This window comes from Streptomyces sp. NPDC096339 (assembly GCF_044762985.1).
In the GTDB taxonomy this organism is placed as follows: Bacteria; Actinomycetota; Actinomycetes; order Streptomycetales; family Streptomycetaceae; genus Streptomyces.
In genome coordinates this window covers 105,124-124,588 of sequence record NZ_JBIWFI010000017.1, presented here as the reverse complement: position 1 = coordinate 124,588, position 19,465 = coordinate 105,124, and the positions used below count along the sequence as shown (strand labels likewise).

Below are 19,465 nucleotides of genomic sequence, written 5' to 3'. Positions count from 1 at the left end.
TCCTTGAAGAGATCGGGCGGGAACGACGGGGCGGGCAGGGTGGTCAGCCCTTGGTGGCGCCCGCCGTCATTCCGGCGACGAGGTGACGCTGGGCGAAGACGAAGAAGATCGCTGCGGGGATGGCGATGAGCACGGAGGCCGCGCTCATGGCGCCCCAGTTGGAGGTGTACTGCGTGACGAAGGTCTGCAGTCCGCCGGCCAGGGTGAGGTTCTCGTCGCCGACCATGAAGGCGGAGGCGTACGCGACTTCGCCCCAGGCGGTGATGAAGGCGTAGAAGCCGGTGACGGCGAGGCCGGGCTTGGCGAGCGGCAGGATGAGCCGCCAGAAGGTGCCGAAGGGGTTGAGTCCGTCGACGCGGCCGGATTCGTCGATCTCGACCGGGATGGAGTCGAAGAAGCCCTTCATCATCCAGGCGCAGAACGGCACGGCGATGGTGAGGTAGGTGATGATCAGCCCGAGGGGCTGGTTGAGCAGCCCGAGGTCGCCCATCAGGTTGTAGAGCGGCACGATGAGGATCGCCATCGGGAACATCTGCGTGATGAGCAGGGTCCACATCAGGGGCTTCATGCCGGGGAACTTGAAGCGGCTGACCGCGTATCCGGTGGTGGCGGCGATGAACACACCGAGGACGGTGGTGACGCCGGCGACCAGGACGGAGTTCGCGAACCAGCTGAGGAAGTGGCTCGACTCCAGCAGGTACCGGTAGTTGGCGAGCGTGGGTTCCTTGACGAAGTCGGTGGTGATCGCGTGCTTGGCCGGCTTGAGCGAGGTCAGCAGGATCCACAGCACGGGGAAGACGGCGATGACGGACGCGACGACGAGGGTCGCGTGCAGGCCGGCGGAGGCGAGCGGGGACCGGTGGCCCCGGCCCCGGACGGTGGCGGGCTTCGTGGTCACGGTCACCACACCTCTCCCTGCTTGCGCAGCGAGCGCCGGTAGACCAGCGCGAAGATCATGAGCAGCAGGAGGATCAGGACGCCCCAGGTCGCGGAGACGGCGAAGTCGCGCGGGCTCGTGATGAAGGCCTCGCGGAAGGCCTGGGTCACCAGGATCTCGGTGGAGTCGCCCGGTCCGCCGCGGGTGAGCAGGAAGATCACCGGGAACATGTTGAAGGTCCAGATGGTGGAGAGCAGGATCACCGTCATGCTCACGGCGCGCAGTCCGGGCAGGGTGATGTGGCGGAACCGCTGCCAGGCGGTGGCCCCGTCCATCTCGGCGGCTTCGTAGAGCTCGCCGGGGATGGACTGCATTCCGCCGAGGAGGGCGACCATCATGAAGGGGACGCCGAGCCAGACGTTGACGGCGATGACCGAGAACTTGGCCCAGGTCGGGTCGTCGAGCCACGGGATCGCGGCGATGCCGCCGCCGTCGAGGACCTTGTTGAGGATGCCGTTGTCACGGTTGAAGAGGAACCGCCAGGCGAAGACGGAGACGAATCCGGGGACGGCCCAGGGCAGGATGAGCGCCATCCGGTAGGCGGCGCGGCCCCGGAACTCCCGGTTGAGCATGTTGGCCAGCACCAGGCCGATCGTGAAGGTGATCGACACGCAGCCGACGGTCCACAGCACCGTCCACACCAGCCGCTGGAGGAACACGGGGTCACTGAGGACGGCCGTGTAGTTGTCGAGGCCGACGAACTCGTACGTGGCCTCGATGTGCCGGACGCCGATGGTGCGGGAGACGTTGCGTTCGGTGGCGTTGGTCAGCGACAGGTAGACGCCCTTGACCAGCGGCCAGCCGATGATCACGCCGAGGACGAGCACCACCGGGGCGACCATGGCCCAGGCGTACCAGTGGGTGGCGAGGGCGCGCCTCAGTCCACCCGCGTTCCTGCCGCCGGTCCTGCCGTCGGCGCTGCGCTCAGTCCTGCGGCTCCGGCCGCGGGCGACATCGGTGTTCCCGATCTCGTCGCCCGCGGCCTTCGCCACCGACTGGCTGGTGTGAGCAGCCATCTGTATCTACTACTTCCAACCCTTGAGGATCTTGCGGAACTCGACTCCGGCCGCCTTGGCCGCGTCCTCCGGGCTCGAAGCCCCGGTGATCGCCTTGGTGTATTCGACCTTCAGCGGCTCGAAGAGGGAGCCGTTCTCCGGGATCCAGGCGCGCTCGACGGCCTTGTCGACGGCCGGCTTGAAGAAGGCGACCATCTCGCTGCCCTTCACGTCCGGCTGGTCGTAGGCGGCGGTGCGGGTGGGGAGCAGGCTGAGCTCCTTGGCGGACTGCACCTGCACGTCCTGCGAGGTCATGTACTCGACGAAGGCGTGCGCGGCCTCGCGGTTCTTGGAACCGGCGTAGACGGCGAGGTCGTGGCCGCCCTGCGGGGCGCCGGCCTTGGCGGAGCCGGCCGGGACGGGGGCGACGCCGAGGTTGGCCTTGTCCTTGAACTGGTCGCCCGCGTAGGTGTCGGCGACGGCCCACGGACCGTTGATCATCATCGCCACCTCCCCGGACTTGAAGGCGGTCTGCATGTTCGTCCAGCCGTCGGTGGCGTTGGTGACCGCCGCGCCCGAGGTGACGAGGTCGCGGGCGGTCTTGAAGGCCTTGACGCCCGCCGCGTTGTCGACCGTGACGGTCTTGTTCTTGGCGTCGACGAGGTCGCCGCCCTCGCCGTAGATCAGCGGGAGGAACCAGTAGGAGTCGTCGCCGCGCAGGTAGAGGCCGGCCTTGCCGGTCTTGCCCTTGATCGCGGCGGCGGCGGTCTTCAGCTCCTCCAGGGTGGTGGGGGGCTGGACGCCGGCGTCGGCGAGCATCTTCTTGTTGTAGAAGAGGCCGAGGGTGTCGATGACCTGCGGCACGGCGTAGGTCTTGCCCTCGAACTTGCCGCTGGCCGCGGCCTGCTTCAGGAACTCGGCGTCGACCTTCTTCGCGGTGTCGGCCGGGACCTCGTCGAGGTAGCCGAGGGAGGCGAAGTCGGCGACCCAGCCGACGTCGGCGCGGATCACGTCGGGGGCGTCGGAACCGCTGCTGAAGGCGTTCTTGACCTTGTTCTGCGCGTCGCCGTAGGGGACGTTGACGTACTTGACGGTGACCTTCGGGTGCTTCGCGGTGAACGCCTCGGCGATCTTCTGGAAGCTGGCCTTCTCGGCGTCGTTCGACGTGTCCCACCAGGTGACCGTGCCGGACAGCTCGCCGCCGGACTTGGTCTCGCCACCGTCGCCCTTGGTGTCACCGCCGCAAGCCGTCGCCGCGAGCGCCAGGGTCGCGACCAGCGCGGTGGCCGCTATGCCACGCCGCATATGAACTCCTTCGATGGATCCCGGCCGCGCCCGTGCGGTCCCGAGTTGCAGGGAACGTAACAAGCCTGCAAGCCGTCCGAAAGAGCTTGCGGCAATTTTCTGCAAGACGAGCTGATCGTTACATCCGTGTGTCCGTACGGTTGCCGCAGCTTGCTGTTAGTTCGAGTCACCTTCGAGGGTCCGGGCCCGCAACCACGGGGCGTGTACTCGCGTTGACCCCGATATGACCCATGAGCTGACCGCCTCCCGGCTTGCAAGCGCTTCCAGCAACGCGACCGCGAGTACGGCCGCGAGCGGCGGCTGGTGGCGCGATGCCGTCATCTACCAGGTCTACGTGCGCTCCTTCGCGGACAGCGACGGGGACGGTGTCGGGGACCTGCGCGGGGTCCGCGAGCGCCTCCCGCACCTGGCCCGCCTGGGGGTCGACGCGGTGTGGCTGACCCCCTTCTACGTCTCCCCGCAGGCGGACGGCGGCTACGACGTCGCCGACTACCGGGCCGTCGACCCGCTCTTCGGGGACCTCGCCGACGCCGACGACCTCATCGCGGCCGCGCACGCGCTCGGGCTGCGGGTGATCGTCGACGTGGTCCCGAACCACACCTCCGCCGAGCACCCCTGGTTCCGGGAGGCCCTGCGCGCGCGGCCCGGGGACGGCGCCCGCGCCCGCTACCACTTCCGCCCGGGCCGGGGGGCCTGCGGCGAGCTCCCGCCCAACGACTGGGAGTCCGTCTTCGGCGGCCCCGCCTGGACCCGGCTCCCGGACGGCGACTGGTACCTGCACCTCTTCGCCCCCGAGCAGCCCGACCTGAACTGGGAGCACCCCGAGGTCGCGGAGGAGTTCGACTCCGTCCTGCGCTTCTGGCTCGACCTCGGCATCGACGGCTTCCGCGTCGACGTCGCCCACGGCCTGGTCAAGGCCCCGGGCATGCCCGACATCGGCCGGGGCGCCCAGGCCACCCTCATCGGCACCGAGCCGCTCCCCTTCTTCGACCAGGACGGGGTCCACGAGATCCACCGCTCCTGGCGCCGTCTCCTCGACTCCTACGAGGGCGGGCGCATCGGTGTCGCCGAGGCCTGGGCCCCCACGTCCGAGCGCCTCGCCCTGTACGTCCGCCCCGACGAGCTGCACCAGGCCTTCAACTTCCGGTTCCTGAACTGCCCCTGGGACCCGGCCGAGCTGCGCACCGTCATCGACGAGTCCCTGGCCGCCACCGGCTCGGTCGGCGCCCCGACCACCTGGGTGCTGTCCAACCACGACGTCGTACGCCACCGCACCCGCTACGGCAGCCTGGACCGCGCCCGCGCCGCCGCCCTCCTGATGCTGGCCCTGCCGGGATCGGCGTACGTCTACCAGGGCGAGGAACTCGGCCTCCCCGAGGTCACCGACCTCCCGGACGAGGCCCGCCGCGACCCGGCCTTCCTGCGCACGGCCGGGCAGGACGGGCTGCGCGACGGCTGCCGGGTGCCGTTGCCCTGGGCCGGCACGGAGCCCCCGTACGGCTTCGGGCCCGGCGGCACCTGGCTCCCGCAGCCCGACGGCTGGGGCGACCTCGGCGTGGCCGCGCAGACCGGCGACCCGCACTCCACCCTGGAGCTCTACCGCGCCGCCCTGGAACTGCGCCGGGCCATGCCGGGCCTCGGCGCACCGGAAGCCGGCCCGCTGACCTGGCTCCCCGCACCGGAGGGCGTGCTCCTCTTCACCCGGCCCGGCTTCGCGTGCACCCTCAACACCCGCCCGGAGCCCGTCGAACTGCCGGCGCCCGGCCGACCCGTGCTCTCCAGCGCCCCGGTCGAGACGGACGGCCGCACCGTCCGTCTTCCCACGGATTCGTGCACGTGGTGGGCTTCGTGAGGTGGGAGCCGGTACAGTCCAGTCCCGTGACCGCACGGCTAGCCGACATCGCAGCCCAGGCGGGGGTCAGCGAAGCCACAGTCAGCCGCGTGCTCAACGGCAAGCCCGGTGTGGCCGCAGGCACCCGTGAATCCGTGCTGGCCGCGCTCGACGTGCTCGGCTACGAGCGGCCCGTGAAGCTGCGCCAGCGCAGCGCGGGGCTCGTCGGGCTGATAACCCCCGAGTTGGACAACCCCATCTTCCCGGCGCTCGCCCAGGTCATCGGCCAGGCCCTGACCCGGCAGGGGTACACCCCGGTCCTCGCCACGCAGACGCCCGGCGGGTCCACCGAGGACGAGCTGACCGAGATGCTGGTCGACCGCGGGGTCTCCGGGATCATCTTCGTCTCCGGTCTGCACGCCGACACCACCGCCGACATGGGCCGCTACGACCAACTCCGCGGGCAGGGCGTCCCGTACGTCCTCATCAACGGCTTCTCCGACAAGGTGCAGGCGCCCTTCGTCTCCCCCGACGACCGGGCCGCGATGCAGCTCGCCGTCACCCACCTCACCGCGCTGGGCCACACCCGGATCGGGCTGGCGGTCGGGCCGAAGCGCTTCGTCCCGGTGCTCCGCAAGATCGAGGGCTTCCGGCTCGGGATGAAGGAGCGGCTCGGGCTCGACGAGGCCGAGGTGGAGGAGCTGATCCAGCACTCCCTCTACACCCTGGAGGGCGGCCAGGCCGCCGCCTCCGCGCTGATCTCGCGGGGCTGCACGGCGGTGGTGTGCGCGAGCGACATGATGGCGCTCGGCGCGATCCGGGCCGCCCGGCAGCAGGGCCTCAGGGTCCCGCAGGACGTGTCGGTCGTCGGCTTCGACGACTCCCCGCTCATAGCGTTCACGGATCCGCCGCTGACCACCATCCGGCAGCCCGTGCAGGCGATGGGGCAGGCCGCGGTCCGGACGCTGCTGGAGGAGATCGGCGGTACGCCGGCCCCGCACAGCGAATTCGTCTTCCTCCCGGAGCTGGTCGTACGCGGCTCCACGGCCTCCGGTCCCGGTCAGGCCCGGGGGCGGAACCGCCCCTAGGGCCGTCGGTCGTCCCCAGGTCGGAGAGGCTGCGGCCAAGACCGTCCCGAGGGATGATCGGAGGCGGGAACGCATCTGGCAGACTCCTATCTCATGGGTGAAGCGAGCGTGAAGACACTGGAAACCGGGACGGATGTCTCGTCACCCCCCGTGACGGAGACAGACACCCGCCCCCGGTCCGATCGCGCCCTGCTCTCCCGGCTGCGTTCGCCCCGCCGGCCGCGGATCTGGTTCGAGGTCCTCCTCATCGCGGTCAGCTATTGGACGTACTCGCTGATCCGCAACGCGGTGCCCGAGCAGAAGGCGGCCGCGCTCGCGAACGCCGACTGGATCTGGCGCATCGAGCACGATCTCGGCATCGCCGTGGAGAAGTCCGTCAACCACGCCGTCGATTCGGTGACGTGGTTGATCGTCGGCATGAACTACTACTACGCCACGCTCCACTTCATCGTGACCATCGGCGTACTGGTATGGATCTACCGCTTCCATCCGGGCCGCTACGCGGCCACCCGTCTGATCCTCTTCGCCACCACGGGCGTGGCCCTGCTCGGCTACTTCTTCTTCCCGCTCGCGCCGCCCCGGCTGATGAGCGGGCAGGACTTCGTGGACACGGTCCTCGTCCACCACACCTGGGGCTCCATGGCCTCCGGCAACCTCAAGCAGATGTCGAACCAGTACGCCGCCATGCCCTCGATGCACATAGGGTGGTCGCTCTGGTGCGGGCTGACGATCTTCGCGGTCGCCTCGGCCCCCTGGGCCCGGATCCTGGGCCTGCTCTACCCGGCGGCGACGCTCGTCGTCATCGTGGCCACCGCCAACCACTTCTGGCTCGACGCGGTGGGCGGCATGCTCTGCCTCACCTTCGGCTACCTCGTCTCGCGGGCCTGGTACGGCTCCCTCCCCCACCGCCTCCCGCGCCACCCCGAGCACGCGGGCGCCCACCCCTTCTCCGAGGCCCTGGCGAACCGCTTCCGCCGCGCCTGACGCCTGGCGCCTCCCGGCTACGGGTCGATGCGGGTGAGGGCTTCGGCCAGGGTGCGGGTGTACATCTCGTCCGCCAGGATGGATACGCCCCGGAACCCGTACGCGAGGCGGCGTTCCGAGGCCAGGATCCCCCGCAACCGGGGCGCGGCCACGGCGGCCGCGGGGCCGATCTCACCGAGCCGGCGGACGGCCTCCCGTACGGGCTGCGCCGGGTTCCCCGTCCAGGCCGGGTCCACGGCCGCGAGCAGCACCGGCACGGCCGGCTCCGGTTCGCCGGTGATCCGCCAGTAGGCGTGGGCCGCCGCGGTACGGGTCCACGCCCCGGGCGAGTCCATCAGCGCGCGCACCGTCCCCGCGTACCGGGACGCCGCCGGCCCCAGGTCAGCCAGGAAGACGGGCGTGCAGACTGCGGCTCCGCGCACGGCGAGGGCGAGGGTGTCGTCCCCGGTCACCCGCCAGTGCGCCCAGGCGGCCCGCCGCAGGTGGTGACGGCGGGCGCGCGGGTCCCGTCCGGTGGCGAAGTCGGCCAGCCGGTCCGCGACGGCCGCCGCGGCGGGGCCGACACCGCCGAGGACGCGCAGGGCCTGGTAGGCCCAGTCCGCGCCCATGTCGAGGAACGGGACCACCTCCGGCACGGCGGGCCCGGCGGCGGGGCCCACGCGGCCAGCACTTCCAGCATGATGTCGACGCGGCGCCGCTCCGGATCCCGGAGGCAGGCCCGCACCAGCGGCAGCAGATCGGCTGCGGGCAGTTGGGCCAGGGTGTGCGCGTGCAGACGCCCGAAGGGAAAGCGGGAACGTTCCAGCGAGGGCACCGCCCGGCTGTCACCCATCCCAGCGAGGGCGAACGCGCACGCCATGGTGGCGCCACTGTCCCAGGTGTCGGCCGCCAAGCCCCGGGCCAGCCGGTCGGCCTGGCCGGAGACGCTCCGGCCGGCCTGGATCAGCGCGTACTCGGCGTCCCGGTCCACGCGTCCGGCGATGAGCGCCTTGATCACGGTGTCCCAGCACTCCGGGTCCGGCCGCCGGTACCGGAAGACGGCCTCGACGGCGGGACCCAGTCTCCTCACGCGGTCGCTGCGTGGGCGACGAAGCCGGTCCAGGCGGCGGGGGTGAGGGCGAGGCGGGCGTCCTCGGGGCGCTTGGAGTCACGGACGAGGACGGTGCCGGGGGTACGGGCGACCTCGACGCACTCGTTGCTGTCACTGGCGCTGTAACTGCTCTTGGTCCAGGCAACCTCGACGCACTCGGGCCCGTCGTTGGTGCTGTAGCTGCTCTTCACCCACATCAGCGTGGAGAGCCCTTCGGTCGACGGCTTGATGCTCATGTCTCCCCCAGTACCTTTTCGATGAACTTCAGCGATTCACGAGGCGTCAGAGCCTGTGCCCGGATCATGCCATAGCGCATGTCCAGGATCTGGACCTCTTTGGGTTCGGTGATCAAGCGGCTGACCAGCTGACCTTCGTTGTGTCCCACGGTCGTTCCGTCCCTGAGCCGCATCAACTGGAGTGAGCCGGCGAGCCCGGCGTGCTCCTCCACAGTCGTCGGCATGACCTGGATCTCGACCTGCCTCCGACTGCCAACTTCCAACAGGTGTTCCAACTGGCGGCGCAACACCATCCTCCCCCCGACAGGCCGCCGAAGCACCGCCTCTTCCTGCACGACAGTCGGCAACGGGGTCTCGGGTTGACCGAGAACCTGCTGACGGGCCATACGGGCCGCGACCAAGCGCTCGATCTCGTCCTCGGGGTATGACGGTCGACGTTGCGCGTAGAGGGCTCGGGCGTACTCCTCCGTCTGCAACAGTCCGTGCGGAACGATGCTGGCGTAGGCGCCGATCTCCACCGCCTCGGATTCCAGCTTGGCCAGATCCCGAACCTTCTTCGGATACCGCGCCCGCTGGATATCCGCCTTCATGGCGGCGATTTTCCCACCAGCCCCCAGGATCTCGTCCGCCTTGTCCAGGAACTCCGGACGCGGAATACGGGCCCCGCGCTCGATCTTGTAAATCAAGTTCGGGCCGTATCCCATCCGCTCACCGAACTTGGCACGGTCGAGGCCGGCGGCCTCGCGCCACATTTTCAACTGGCGTCCCACCGTGGCGATGACCGCCCCGGATTCGTCGTCCGGGTCGAGTTCCCAGCTCGACTCGTCGGCGCCGTCAGTGTTCATGCCACCTCCGTTTGGACCGGGAGGACACCACGGGACCCGCTTGGACAACCGTCGTACACAGCGCCCTCAACTCTGTTCAGGTTACGCACGGATGGCCACGCTGAGTCACGTGAATCAGGAATCCGCCTCGTCGCCACGCTCCCCTCCACCCCGCGCGGCGCACGCGCCGCCCGCGCGCTCGCGGTGGCCCAACTCGCTGAACATCGACTTCCGTTCGAAGACGCCGCACAGGTCGTCGCCGAACTGGCCGCGAACGCCGTGACGCACGGGAGGGTGCGCGGGCGGGACTTCCGGCTGGCGTTGCTGCTCGCGCCCGGGCCTACGCTCCGTATCGAGGTGTCGGACACCCGGCGCGAGGCCGGGCCGCCCGCAGTGGCCGAAGTGCCGGAGTCCGGGGCGGAGTCGGGGCGGGGGCTGGCCCTGGTGTCCGCGTTGGCGACGCGCTGGGGGACCGACCACGGGCCGGCTCCGCTGAAAACCGTATGGGCGGAAATGGCTTTGGGGAGTCCGATTTCGCCGGATCGAGGTTTCCACGACCCGGTGGACCGAAGCCCGGTCGCGCACGACGTATAAGGACTAAATAACCGGGGGAAATGACCTCTCCATACCTCCCCCTCCCCTCTCACTCGGTCGGGTGAATCACCCCAACCGGGCTGGCGCATATGACAATTCGCCGGGCAGTCTGACCCTCAACAACCTTAAAACGCGTTCGGCCCCCGCGCGGGACTGCCATCCCGCCGAGGGCCTGACCATCGAGAAGGCAGCATCCTTCCAATGGCTGACCAGCAGCTTAGCGCGCCCCTGCGCGCCCCGTCGGGCATCCGACACATCAACCACGACCACCACCGCGCCTACGTCAAGATCGGCAACCACCTCGCCCAGCACCGCGAGCTGACCCTGACGGCGATCGGGCTGGCCACGCACATCCAGTCGCTGCCGCCGGGCGCCAAGGTGACCATCAAGGCCCTCGCCGCCCGTTTCCCGGAGGGCGAGGTCCGTATCGCCTCCGCCCTGCGCGAGCTGGAGGAGCACGGCTACCTGTCGCGCTTCCGGGATCGGCTCCCGTCCGGGCGTGTCGTGACCTGCACGGTCTCGTACAACAACCCGCCCGCGAGGTTCACGGAGGCCGCCCGCGAGCGGCATGTCCCGCCCCGGGCGTCCGAGCCGAAGCCGGCTCCGGCCCCCGCCCCGGAACCGGAACCGGATACCGAGCCCGAACCGGTCCCCGACGTACCGCAGGCCGTGCTGCTCGAAGCGCGGGAGTTGCTCGCTCGGCTGCGGCTGCGCGATCCGCGGTTGGTGCTGTCCGAGCGGGACACCGTCCGGCTCGCGCCCGCCGCGGCCGTGTGGCTGGAGCGGGGGCTCGTCCCGAGTGCCGTGGCCGCCGCGCTCACGAACTCACTGCCGCTGACGGCGATCCACTCCCCGGCGGCGCTGCTCGCCCACCGCCTGCGGGAGCTCGTACCGCCCCGGTTGACGGACTCCCGGGCCGGGGGCCCCGCACTCCCGGACCGCACGGTCCTCCCGCTCCGCGCGTGCGAGGACTGCGGGCGCGGCATTCGCTCGGCCACCCCGGGCCACTGCGCCGACTGCGCCTCCGCGACCGCCGTCGCGTGAGCGGCTCCGAGGCCGCCCGCGCCATCGGCCCGCGCTCACCCCTCGGGAGCGGGGGCGGGAGAGCCTGCCACCAGCGCCTCCACCTGGGCCCTCAGCGCGGGCTCCGCGCACAGCGCGAAGTGATCGGTCCGCCGCAGGTCGAACACCCCCCGCACGCCACGCCGCCGCGCGTGCGCGACCAGATCGTTGAAATGCGTCTCGAAGCGCGTGGAGAAATGGATCCGCACCGGCCCCCCGCACACCGACTTCAGCCGCTCGCACCGGCGCACGAACCGCTCGTAGGACCCCACCTCCTCGGTGTCCTCCCACACCTCGCCCGCGTACCGGCACACCTGCGCCAGGTCCTTCCCGGCTATCCGGTGCAGGTAGTCGCAGAAGTTCCCGAAGGCGTCCAGGTCCCGGGTCCCCGCCACGATCCCGCGCAACGCCGCCGCCGGATCGGACAGGTCCAGCCCGGCCAGGGCGCGGGTGACGGGGAGAGTGGACCGGTTCATGTTCGGATCCAGCAGCAGCACCCCCGCGAGCGCGGGCCGCTGCTCCGGACTCTCCGCCCACCGCTCGGCCAGGCGCAGCACCGTGTCGGCCCCGTACGAGAACCCCACGAGCACGAGCCGCTTGCCCGGGTGGCGCCGGGCGAGGGCCCTGATGGCGCCGCCGACCAACTCGGTGTGCGTGGCCAGGCCGATCGGTCGGTAGCGCGCGTCGCGCGCCTCTTCCGGATGGTGACCGAACGCCGTCAACGCGACGGTGTGCGGCCGGGCCGAGGCCATGTACGGGCGGAACTCCGAGGCGTCCGTGCCCAGACCGTGCAACAGGACCACCAGGTCACGCGAAGCCGTGGCCCGCTCCAGGTAGCGCAGCCGGCGCCCGAAGACCATGTGGTCCGCCGGCAGGTCCACGTCGAAGTCGTCGGCACTGATCTCGAAGGAACCCTCGACCACCACCGGCCCCGCGCCCCGACCGCCCGTACCGGCCCTGCTGCCGCCCCACCACCCGAGGCCGAAACCGGCGCCCGCGGCGAGGAGCGCGACACCGGCCGGCGCGACGGCGTGCACCCCGGCCCAGGCGAGCACGGCGCGGGCCTCGTCCGCGTAGATCCCGATCAGGATCCCCAGCACACCCCCGACCCCGGCCAGGGCCGCACGCACCCGGGTCACCACGCCCGTGGCCGGGGCCGGGCCCGGGACCGTCATCCCGGGCCCCGCAGCCCCGCCGACGCGCGCACTGCTGTCCGTTCCCGCACCCCTGTCCGTTCCCTCACCCCGTCACCCCGTCCTCCGCGCCGTGGCCCCCGTCGCACCGGTGCTCGCGTCCCTTACCCGTGAGGTCGGCGGGCGAAGCCTTCCGGTTCCCGGGGCCTCGGTCCGGGTGGTGGGCCGCCGCGTGGGCCCGGTAAGAGCAGTCCCGCAAACCCCCTGTTCAGTGCCTGATGGCATGATCGGCGCGTGATCAGTGAAGCCCGCCCGTCCGGCGCCATGAGGTATGTCCTGTTCGATGTCGACGGCACGTTGATCGATGCCCTGGACAATCAGCGCCTGGTCTGGCGCACGTGGGCGGAGCGATACGGGCTGGACCCCGACGAGGTCCATCGGGTGGCGCTGCGAACCCGGCCGATGGAGACCTTCGCTCAGGTCGCTCCGGACCAGGATCCTCAGAAGTGTCTTGCCGCATTGCACGAGTTGGAGGACGAGGACGTCCGCACCGGGGTCTACGCGGCTTTCGAGGGTGCCTCGGAACTGCTCGATGCCTTGCGGCCCGGGACCTGGGCGCTGGTGACGTCCAACTACGAGCACCGAGTGCGTGGCCGTTTCGCGCGGACGGACCTGCCGGTCCCGGAGGTCGTGGTGGACGCGGCCGCCGTGGAGGAGGGCAAGCCGTCGCCGGTGCCGTATCTGCGGGCGGCCGCGCTGCTCGGTGCCCGGCCTCAGGACTGCCTGGTCATCGAGGACGCCCCCTCCGGGGTGCAGGCCGGCCTGCGTGCCGGTATGACGGTGTGGGGCGTCAACACCTCCGCGCCGGTGGACGGCGTGCACCGCCACTTCGGCACCTTGCGCGAAGCGGCTGGCGACATCCTCGCCTTCGCCGCGGGATCCCTCCCCCACCGGCTGGAGAGGGCCGCCCCGGCACTCTGACCCGTGGATCGTGTCGGTCCGGGTCGATAGCGTTGCGTCATGCCTCAACTGATCGCGCCCACCACCGACTTGCACTCCGCCTGGCTCGAGGCGCATCACGAGTGGGGTACCGGCCCGCACGAGGACGGCTTCGGGCTGGGACCGTCCGATGACGTCGACTCGCCCGAGGGGTTCGCCGCCTGGGTGGCACGGCTGTCGACCGACGGGTCGGACCCGAAGGGGGCCGAGAACGGCCAGGGTTGTGTCTACCGATGGATCGTCGAGAACGACCGGATACACGGCGGGATCGCGCTCCGGTACGGGCTCAACGACCTCGTGCTGGAGTTCGGCCACATCGGCTACGGCATCCGGCCGTCCTCGCGTCGGCGCGGGCTGGCGACCTGGGCGCTGGGCCGGATCCTCGACGAGGGGCGGGCGCTCGGCCTGGACCGGGTACTGCTCGTCTGCGCGGTCGACAACCTCGCGTCGGTGAGGACCATCGAGGGCAACGGCGGTGTGTTCGAAGGCATCCGGGACACGGAATACGGTCCGGCCCGGCGGTACTGGATCGAGATCGGGGCTCGCGAGAACCAGCGGAACGACGCCACCGTGCGCCCCACCGAGCTGCCGGACCGAGTCGTCCAGCGCTCCGACCGTGAAGGTTCGCCGGGTTTGTGATCACGGCTCCGTGCGCCCTGGATAGGGTCGGCCCATGACCGCTTACCTGATCGCAGATGTGCAACTTACCGGTGACGCCGAGGAACTGGCCGCGTACCGCTCGCAGGTTGTCGCGACGCTGGAGCCGTACGGTGGCAGGTACCTCGCGCGGGGCGGAGACGTCGACGTCGTGGAGGGCGCCTGGACGCCTGGACAGATCGTGCTTGTGGAGTTCCCGGACGCGGCTGCCGCGCGGGCGTGGAACGACTCGCCGGAGTATCAGGCGATCGCTCCGCTGCGCATCCGCAACACCGACAGCAAGCGGCTGATCATCCAGGGGCTGTGAGCACTTCGCACGGCCGTTCAAGGCAGCTGATCAGACCGCGGTCGCGAGCGGGGCGTCCGCCCCGGCGAACGCCCTTCTCGCCGCGGACCCGGGCATCGACTACGGGACGTTCCAGGCGGAGATGAACGGCTGCCCGTCCTCGGCGGCGAGGAAGGCGAGGGTGCCCGGGTGGGGGTGTCCGAGGAGTCGGCTCTCGGACGCGTCGAGGCCGAGCCAGCGCACGGTGAGCACGCGGGCGAGATGGCCGTGCGCGACGACGGCGACGTCGCCGTCGCTCAGCAGCGGACGGATGCGGTCCAGTACCGCGTCCGTGCGCGCGGCCACCTGCCGGAGTTGCTCGCCCGGATGATCGGCGTCGCCGGGTACGACGCCGTCCCGCCACAGGTCCCAGCCCGGCCTGGACTCGCGGATCTGCTCGGCGGTCAGGCCCTCGTAGCCGCCGTAGTCCCACTCCAGCAGGTCGGGATCGGGCCTGACGCCGGTCAGGCCGGCCAGCTCTGCCGTCCGCATGGCGCGGCTCAGCGGGCTGCTGAACACGGCGACCGGACGGCGGTCCGCCAGTCTCGGGGCAAGAGCCCTGGCCGTGGTCTCGCCCGCGTCGGTCAGTGGAACGTCGGTCCGGCCCGCGTGTCGCCCCGACAGGCTCCACTCGGTCTGCCCGTGCCTGATCACCATCAACTCACCCATGGCTGCGCACGCTATCCGACCCCGCGTGAATGCGAATGCCGTTTCCTTTCATACTTGTCCGGTGCTGTTGACGTGGATCGCCGAAGTGGCGGACGAACCCCTGGTGCTCGACCCTGCCGACCGGCGGGTGGAGTTGGAGACCAACACCTGGCGGCTGAGTGCGGCGGAAGGGGACAGGGAATCGCTGTCCGTTTCCGAGGTGGTGGCCGCCTTCGAGCGGACCGCTGTCGCCATCCGGGGCCGCGTTCGCGAGCTGGGTTTTCCCGGAGTGGCCACTTTCTACGTGTGGCATGACGAGCAGGCCGGGCAGCTCCGGTGCTCGACTGCCTCTCTGGCCCCCGATGCGTTGCCGTTCGGCGGGAATTACCTCGCTTGCGATGATCTCCGTCCTGTCGTCGCGGGCTTTCTGGCCGACAGCGAGCCGGGCTTTGTCGCCTGGGCGGACTTGGACGATTCGGGGAGCAACTCGGAGCAGGCGGACATCGAGCCGGAGAGTGCGGCTTTCCCCGTCTGGGTCTGCGGCGTCGGGGCCTCGCGCTGACCGGTTCCACCATGCGCGAGGTGACATGCGTCACGACATGGAGGTTGACGTGGTGCGCCTGGAAGGGGTTTCGGGTCGTCGATATTTCGTCGTTTGTCCTGTTTGAGATTGACATTCCCCTCTCCTGCGGGAACGGAATCCAAAGTACCGGTGGACCCTCCCCCGACCTGCCTGGTCACGGGTATTTCTGAGAATCCATCAGGCGGTTGCGGCAGTGATCGAATCGTGACCATGCACGATCACCGGCCCGTTTCAAGCCGGGATTCGCATGCCCCCGGTGGTACGGGAACGGAAACTTGCCAGGCCGTTGGCGGCCTTTTAAGAATGGCGGCTCCTCCAGCCCCACGAGTGAGGTCACGGCATGCAGAAGCATCGGAAGAAGAAGTCCTACAGGAAAACAGTCATAGCCGTCGGTGTTCTGGGAATCGTGGGTGTCCCCACCGTGGCCTACGCCTGCTGGGACGCGCAGGACTCCGGTCGGACGCGGGCCGAGAGCCGGCACGACGCGCAGCCGTGGCAGTACGCGACGCCCTCGGCCACCCCCAGCTCGGCCGCACCTGTGGACCTCCCGCTCCCGAGCACCCCGCCGGCCGCCTCCGTCTCGCCCACCCCCACGGCGTCCGCCCAGCCCGTCGTGCAGACGACCCAGCCCGCGCCCCCGGCTCCGAAGCCGCAGCCGACGAAGCCGCCCACCGTGACCCGGCAGCCGGCGCCCGCGCCCGTGCCCCCGAAGACCTCCGCCCCGGCTCCTTCCGGCGCCACCGCGCAGGTCCTCGCGCTGGTCAACCAGGAGCGCGCCGCCGCCGGGTGTCCCGCCCTCACGCTCAACTCGAAGCTCACGCAGGCGGCACAGGCCCACAGCGCGGACATGGCCGCCCACTCCAACATGTCCCACACCGGCTCCGACGGATCCGACCCGGGCACGCGCATCACCCGGGCCGGATACGCGTGGAGTTCGTACGGCGAGAACGTCGCCTACGGCTACAGCACTCCCGCGCAGGTCATGGACGGCTGGATGAACAGCCCCGGCCACCGGGCGAACATCCTGAACTGCTCCTTCAAGGAGATCGGCATCGGCCTGGCGCAGCCGAACTCCTACTGGACGCAGGACTTCGGCACGGCCCGCTGATCGCCTGGTGCCCCGTGCGGCTCAGCGGTGGGTGATGCGCCCGCCGGACATCGTGAGCCGGATCGGCGTCTCCAGCAGCTCCTGAGCCCCCGCGGTGACCGGGTCCAGCCAGAAGGCCGTCAGGTCGGCCCGGAAGCCGGGGGCGATCCGGCCCGCCACCTTCTCCTCCCCCGCCGCGAGCGCCGCGTGCGAGGTCATGCCCTCCAGGGCCATCAGTCCCGTCAGGTGCCGGCCCGCCGACGCCGCGCCCTGCGGGCTGCGGGCGGTGGCCAGCACGCGGCGGGCGTCGTAGTCGGCGATCGGCCAGTCGGAGCCCAGCGCGAGGACGGCTCCCGCGTCGCGCAGGTCCCGGCAGCGCCAGGCCCGTGCGGCCCGCTCCTCCCCCAGCCGCTTCGACCATTCGTCGGTGTGGTCTGCGCGGGTGTATGCGGCGTGCGGCGGCTGCATCGAGGCGATCACCCCGAGTTCCGCGAACCGCTTCAGCTGGTCGTCGGGGACGGTCTCGATGTGCTCGATCCGGTGCCGCATCCGGGCCCGGGCGCCGATGCCCTCCACGGTGTCCAGGACGTGGCGGACCGCCGCGTCGCCGATGGCGTGGGTGGCCGTACGCACCCCGGCCGCGTCCAGGACCCGTACCGCGCGGGCGTAGGCCTCGGGGTCGGGCCAGAAGGCCTCGGTGCCCTGTCCGTGGCAGTCGGCGTGCTCCAGCCAGGCGGTGCCGCCCTCGACGGTGCCGTCCATGAAGAACTTCACGCCGTCGACCTGCCAGTGGCGGCCGTGGAGGCGCTGGAGTTCGATGAGTTCGTCGAGTGCGTCCTCGTCGGCGCCCGGCATGCACCAGGGGGCCGGTTTCAGGCGCAGCGGCAGGTGGCCCTCGTACTCGACGGTCGACAGGAGCGCGGGGACGTCCCCGTCGCCCAGGTCCATGACGTGGGCGCCGGTGAGGCCGGTGGCGGCCATGTCGTTCAGCAGTCCGACCAGGCCGGCCCGGCGCTGGGCGGCGGAAGGCTTGGGTACGAGGGGGCTGACCAGGGCCATCGCCGCGTGCTCGACGAGGTGGCCGGTGGGGCGGCCCTCGCCGTCGCAGACGATCTCGGAGCGCTGGGCGAAGGCGCGGGGTCCGGTGATGCCCGCGGCGGCGAGGGCCGCGCCGGAGACGAGGGCGGAGTGGCCGTCGTAGAGGCGCAGGAAGGCGGGGGCGCCGTCGATGGCCTCCTCGATCAGGGCCTTGTCGACGGGACGGCCGCCGAAGGCGTTGTGGTCGAGGCCGTGGCCGACGATCCAGCCTTTGGTGCGCTCGGCTCCGCGCAGGGCGGCGCGGAGCTGGTCGAGGTCCCGTACGGCGGACAGGTCGGTGCCGGTGGCCATCTCGATGCCCCAGACGGGGTGGCTGTGGGCGTCGGTGAGGCCGGGGGTGAGGGTGGCGCCGCCGAGGTCGATCACCTCGGTGGCGGGGCCGCGCCAGTCCCGTACGTCGGAGTCCTCGCCGACGGCCACGATCTCGCCGCCGAGGACCGCTACCGCACCGGCTTCGGGGCGGGCGGGGTCGAGGGTGCGGACGCGGGCTCCGGTGAGGACGGTGTCGGCAGCGGGCACTGCTCTGCTCCTTCGGTGGTGGGGGGTTCTTCGGCGAAGCGGGCGTAGACCTCGGGGCGGCGGGTCTTCAGCCGCTGCGCGAGGGCCAGGCCGAGGAGGAACACGGCGGGGACGAGGGCGATCAGTACGGTGTTGACGGTGGTGGAGGCCGCGGTGAAGAGGTCCACCTTGGAGACGACCAGGAAGATCGCCACGGCGAGGAGGACCGCGGCGGCGACGGGCGCGATCGCCGTCCGCCAGGGCCCTTCGGCGTGCGCGGTGCGGCGGAAGTAGACGGGTACGGCGATGGCCGCGAGCAGCATCAGCACCATGAGGGCGATCATGCCGGGGGTGTTCACCCAGAGCAGGAGCTGCTGGTACGGGTCGGCGCCGGCGAGCGCGAACCCGAGGACGACCACCGCTCCGAGGGCGGTCTGCGCGATGCCCGCCAGGTACGGGGAGCGGTGGCGGGGGTGGACGCGGCCGAGGGCGGCGGGCAGGACGCCCTCCTCGGCGAGGGCGAGGGCGTAGCGGTTGATGGCGTTGTGGAAGGCGAGGAGGGAGGCGATGACGCTGGTGACGATGAAGAGGTGCATCAGGTCGGCCGCCCAGGGGCCGACGTAGGTGGTGATCGCGGTGAAGAACAGCCCGCCGGGGTCGGCCGTGGCGGCGGCGATGACTTCCGCGTCGCCGAAGGCCTGGATGACCGTCCAGACGATGAAGGCGTAGAAGAGGCCGAGGAAGGCGACGGCGATGTAGGTGGCGCGCGGGATGGTCCGGTCGGGGTCGCGGGCCTCGCGGCGGTAGATGACGGTGGACTCGAAACCGGTGAAGGCGGCGAAGGCGAAGGCCAGTACGGCGGCGGTTCCGGGTACGAGGACGGCGCCGGGGGCGAAACCGGCCGGGGACAGCCCGTGCGCCCCGCCCTTGAGCAGCACCCCTCCCGCCAGCAGGACGAGTATCCCGGTCTCGGCGACGAGCAGGATACCGAGCAGCTTCGCGCCGAAGTCGATGGAGCGGAAGCCGCCGTACCAGATGAGCACGAGCCCGGCGAGGGACACGGGCAGCCAGGGGACGTCGAGGCCGAACAGGGCGCGGCCGGTGTCGGCGGTGGTCGTGCCGAGGAGGCCGTAGACGCCGATCTCCATGCCGTTGTAGCCGATGAGCGCGAGCAGGGCGGCGCCGATGCCGACGCGTTTGCCGAGGCCGCGGGTGATGTACGCGTAGAAGGCGCCGCCGCTGCGGACGTGGCGGCTCATGGTGGTGAACCCGACGGCGAAGACGGCGAGGGTGATCCCGGCCAGGAGGTAGCCGGCGGGGGCGCCGATGCCGCCGAGGAGGATCGCGACGGGGGCCACGCCGGCCATGACGGTGAGGGGGGCGGCGGCGGAGACGACGAAGAAGGAGATGTCGGCGGTGCCGAGCGCTGCGCGGCGCAGTTCGGGGGGTTTGGGGTGGGTGGGTGGTGTGGTGCTTTCGGGCATGACGGCG

Annotated in this window: 20 protein-coding genes; 10 read left to right on the top strand and 10 right to left on the bottom strand. The window is 71.0% G+C overall.

Annotated features, from left to right (window positions below; genetic code table 11):
• Positions 1-43: 43 nt before the first annotated feature.
• Genes ACIQ5Y_RS22320 through ACIQ5Y_RS22310 form a run of 3 tightly spaced genes read right to left on the bottom strand, consistent with a single transcriptional unit; the run spans position 44 to position 3,237 of the window.
• A complete protein-coding gene (locus ACIQ5Y_RS22320) occupies positions 44-904 on the bottom strand; it encodes a sugar ABC transporter permease (protein ID WP_403883011.1) in 861 nt (286 codons plus the stop codon).
• Positions 901-1,953, bottom strand: coding sequence for a carbohydrate ABC transporter permease (locus ACIQ5Y_RS22315; protein ID WP_403883008.1), 1,053 nt, complete (start codon positions 1,951-1,953; stop codon positions 901-903). The genes ACIQ5Y_RS22320 and ACIQ5Y_RS22315 overlap by 4 nt, the downstream gene beginning before the upstream one ends.
• A 9-nt stretch (positions 1,954-1,962) precedes the next feature.
• On the bottom strand, positions 1,963-3,237 hold the full coding sequence (locus tag ACIQ5Y_RS22310; RefSeq protein ID WP_403883005.1) for an extracellular solute-binding protein: 1,275 nt from the start codon (positions 3,235-3,237) through the stop codon (positions 1,963-1,965).
• 223 nt (positions 3,238-3,460) lie between these two features.
• On the opposite strand from ACIQ5Y_RS22310, the gene ACIQ5Y_RS22305 reads away from it, so the two are divergent.
• The 3 genes from ACIQ5Y_RS22305 (at position 3,461) to ACIQ5Y_RS22295 (ending at position 7,140) form a co-directional block, all read left to right on the top strand.
• Complete coding sequence (locus ACIQ5Y_RS22305; protein ID WP_403883002.1) at positions 3,461-5,089, top strand: glycoside hydrolase family 13 protein; 1,629 nt, start codon at positions 3,461-3,463, stop codon at positions 5,087-5,089.
• A 26-nt stretch (positions 5,090-5,115) separates the two neighbouring features.
• Complete coding sequence (locus tag ACIQ5Y_RS22300; protein ID WP_403882999.1) at positions 5,116-6,156, top strand: LacI family DNA-binding transcriptional regulator; 1,041 nt, start codon at positions 5,116-5,118, stop codon at positions 6,154-6,156.
• A gap of 93 nt (positions 6,157-6,249) precedes the next feature.
• Positions 6,250-7,140: a phosphatase PAP2 family protein gene (locus ACIQ5Y_RS22295; RefSeq protein WP_403882996.1), complete on the top strand. Its 891-nt coding sequence runs from the start codon at positions 6,250-6,252 to the stop codon at positions 7,138-7,140.
• Positions 7,141-7,157: 17 nt separating this feature from the next.
• On the opposite strand, the gene ACIQ5Y_RS22290 is transcribed toward ACIQ5Y_RS22295, so the two are convergent.
• The 3 genes from ACIQ5Y_RS22290 to ACIQ5Y_RS22280 all read right to left on the bottom strand — a co-directional run bounded on the left by ACIQ5Y_RS22290 (position 7,158) and on the right by ACIQ5Y_RS22280 (position 9,311).
• Positions 7,158-7,799: a hypothetical protein gene (locus ACIQ5Y_RS22290; RefSeq protein WP_403882993.1), complete on the bottom strand. Its 642-nt coding sequence runs from the start codon at positions 7,797-7,799 to the stop codon at positions 7,158-7,160.
• 406 nt (positions 7,800-8,205) lie between these two features.
• Positions 8,206-8,466 carry a DUF397 domain-containing protein gene (locus ACIQ5Y_RS22285; protein ID WP_403882990.1) on the bottom strand — a complete coding sequence of 87 codons (261 nt, stop codon included), beginning with the start codon at positions 8,464-8,466 and terminating at the stop codon, positions 8,206-8,208.
• A complete protein-coding gene (locus ACIQ5Y_RS22280; RefSeq protein WP_403882987.1) occupies positions 8,463-9,311 on the bottom strand; it encodes a helix-turn-helix domain-containing protein in 849 nt (282 codons plus the stop codon). Before ACIQ5Y_RS22280 ends, ACIQ5Y_RS22285 begins: the two co-directional genes overlap by 4 nt.
• A gap of 183 nt (positions 9,312-9,494) precedes the next feature.
• On the opposite strand from ACIQ5Y_RS22280, the gene ACIQ5Y_RS22275 reads away from it, so the two are divergent.
• Positions 9,495-9,884 carry an ATP-binding protein gene (locus ACIQ5Y_RS22275; RefSeq protein ID WP_403882984.1) on the top strand — a complete coding sequence of 130 codons (390 nt, stop codon included), beginning with the start codon at positions 9,495-9,497 and terminating at the stop codon, positions 9,882-9,884.
• A gap of 201 nt (positions 9,885-10,085) precedes the next feature.
• Entirely contained in the window at positions 10,086-10,928 is an 843-nt protein-coding gene (locus ACIQ5Y_RS22270) for a helix-turn-helix domain-containing protein (protein ID WP_403882981.1), read from the top strand.
• 35 nt (positions 10,929-10,963) lie between these two features.
• Here the strand turns inward: ACIQ5Y_RS22270 and ACIQ5Y_RS22265 are convergent, their stop codons facing one another.
• Positions 10,964-12,121, bottom strand: a complete 1,158-nt coding sequence (locus ACIQ5Y_RS22265) for a hypothetical protein (protein WP_403882979.1) — start codon at positions 12,119-12,121, stop codon at positions 10,964-10,966.
• Between the two features lie 282 nt (positions 12,122-12,403).
• On the opposite strand from ACIQ5Y_RS22265, the gene ACIQ5Y_RS22260 reads away from it, so the two are divergent.
• Genes ACIQ5Y_RS22260 through ACIQ5Y_RS22250 form a run of 3 tightly spaced genes read left to right on the top strand, consistent with a single transcriptional unit; the run spans position 12,404 to position 14,042 of the window.
• Positions 12,404-13,060, top strand: a complete 657-nt coding sequence (locus tag ACIQ5Y_RS22260; protein WP_403883097.1) for an HAD-IA family hydrolase — start codon at positions 12,404-12,406, stop codon at positions 13,058-13,060.
• A 39-nt stretch (positions 13,061-13,099) separates the two neighbouring features.
• Positions 13,100-13,717 (top strand): GNAT family N-acetyltransferase, encoded by a 618-nt coding sequence (locus ACIQ5Y_RS22255; RefSeq protein ID WP_403882976.1) that lies wholly within the window; start codon positions 13,100-13,102, stop codon positions 13,715-13,717.
• A gap of 34 nt (positions 13,718-13,751) precedes the next feature.
• Complete coding sequence (locus ACIQ5Y_RS22250; protein WP_403882973.1) at positions 13,752-14,042, top strand: DUF1330 domain-containing protein; 291 nt, start codon at positions 13,752-13,754, stop codon at positions 14,040-14,042.
• A gap of 99 nt (positions 14,043-14,141) precedes the next feature.
• Here ACIQ5Y_RS22250 and ACIQ5Y_RS22245 read toward each other — a convergent pair whose 3' ends face one another.
• The gene (locus ACIQ5Y_RS22245) at positions 14,142-14,729 is read right to left on the bottom strand and encodes a histidine phosphatase family protein (RefSeq protein WP_403882970.1); all 588 of its coding nucleotides are present in this window, start codon (positions 14,727-14,729) and stop codon (positions 14,142-14,144) included.
• Positions 14,730-14,790: 61 nt separating this feature from the next.
• Here ACIQ5Y_RS22245 and ACIQ5Y_RS22240 point away from each other — a divergent pair, with 61 nt between their 5' ends.
• Both ACIQ5Y_RS22240 and ACIQ5Y_RS22235 read left to right on the top strand, forming a co-directional pair.
• Entirely contained in the window at positions 14,791-15,270 is a 480-nt protein-coding gene (locus tag ACIQ5Y_RS22240; RefSeq protein ID WP_403882967.1) for a hypothetical protein, read from the top strand.
• Between the two features lie 361 nt (positions 15,271-15,631).
• Positions 15,632-16,399: a CAP domain-containing protein gene (locus ACIQ5Y_RS22235; protein ID WP_403882964.1), complete on the top strand. Its 768-nt coding sequence runs from the start codon at positions 15,632-15,634 to the stop codon at positions 16,397-16,399.
• A 21-nt stretch (positions 16,400-16,420) separates the two neighbouring features.
• Here ACIQ5Y_RS22235 and ACIQ5Y_RS22230 read toward each other — a convergent pair whose 3' ends face one another.
• Together ACIQ5Y_RS22230 and ACIQ5Y_RS22225 are read right to left on the bottom strand one after the other, a co-directional pair.
• Positions 16,421-17,995, bottom strand: coding sequence for an amidohydrolase (locus ACIQ5Y_RS22230; RefSeq protein WP_403882961.1), 1,575 nt, complete (start codon positions 17,993-17,995; stop codon positions 16,421-16,423).
• The gene (locus ACIQ5Y_RS22225; protein ID WP_403882959.1) at positions 17,917-19,458 is read right to left on the bottom strand and encodes an amino acid permease; all 1,542 of its coding nucleotides are present in this window, start codon (positions 19,456-19,458) and stop codon (positions 17,917-17,919) included. The genes ACIQ5Y_RS22230 and ACIQ5Y_RS22225 overlap by 79 nt, the downstream gene beginning before the upstream one ends.
• Between the last annotated feature and the right edge of the window lie 7 nt (positions 19,459-19,465).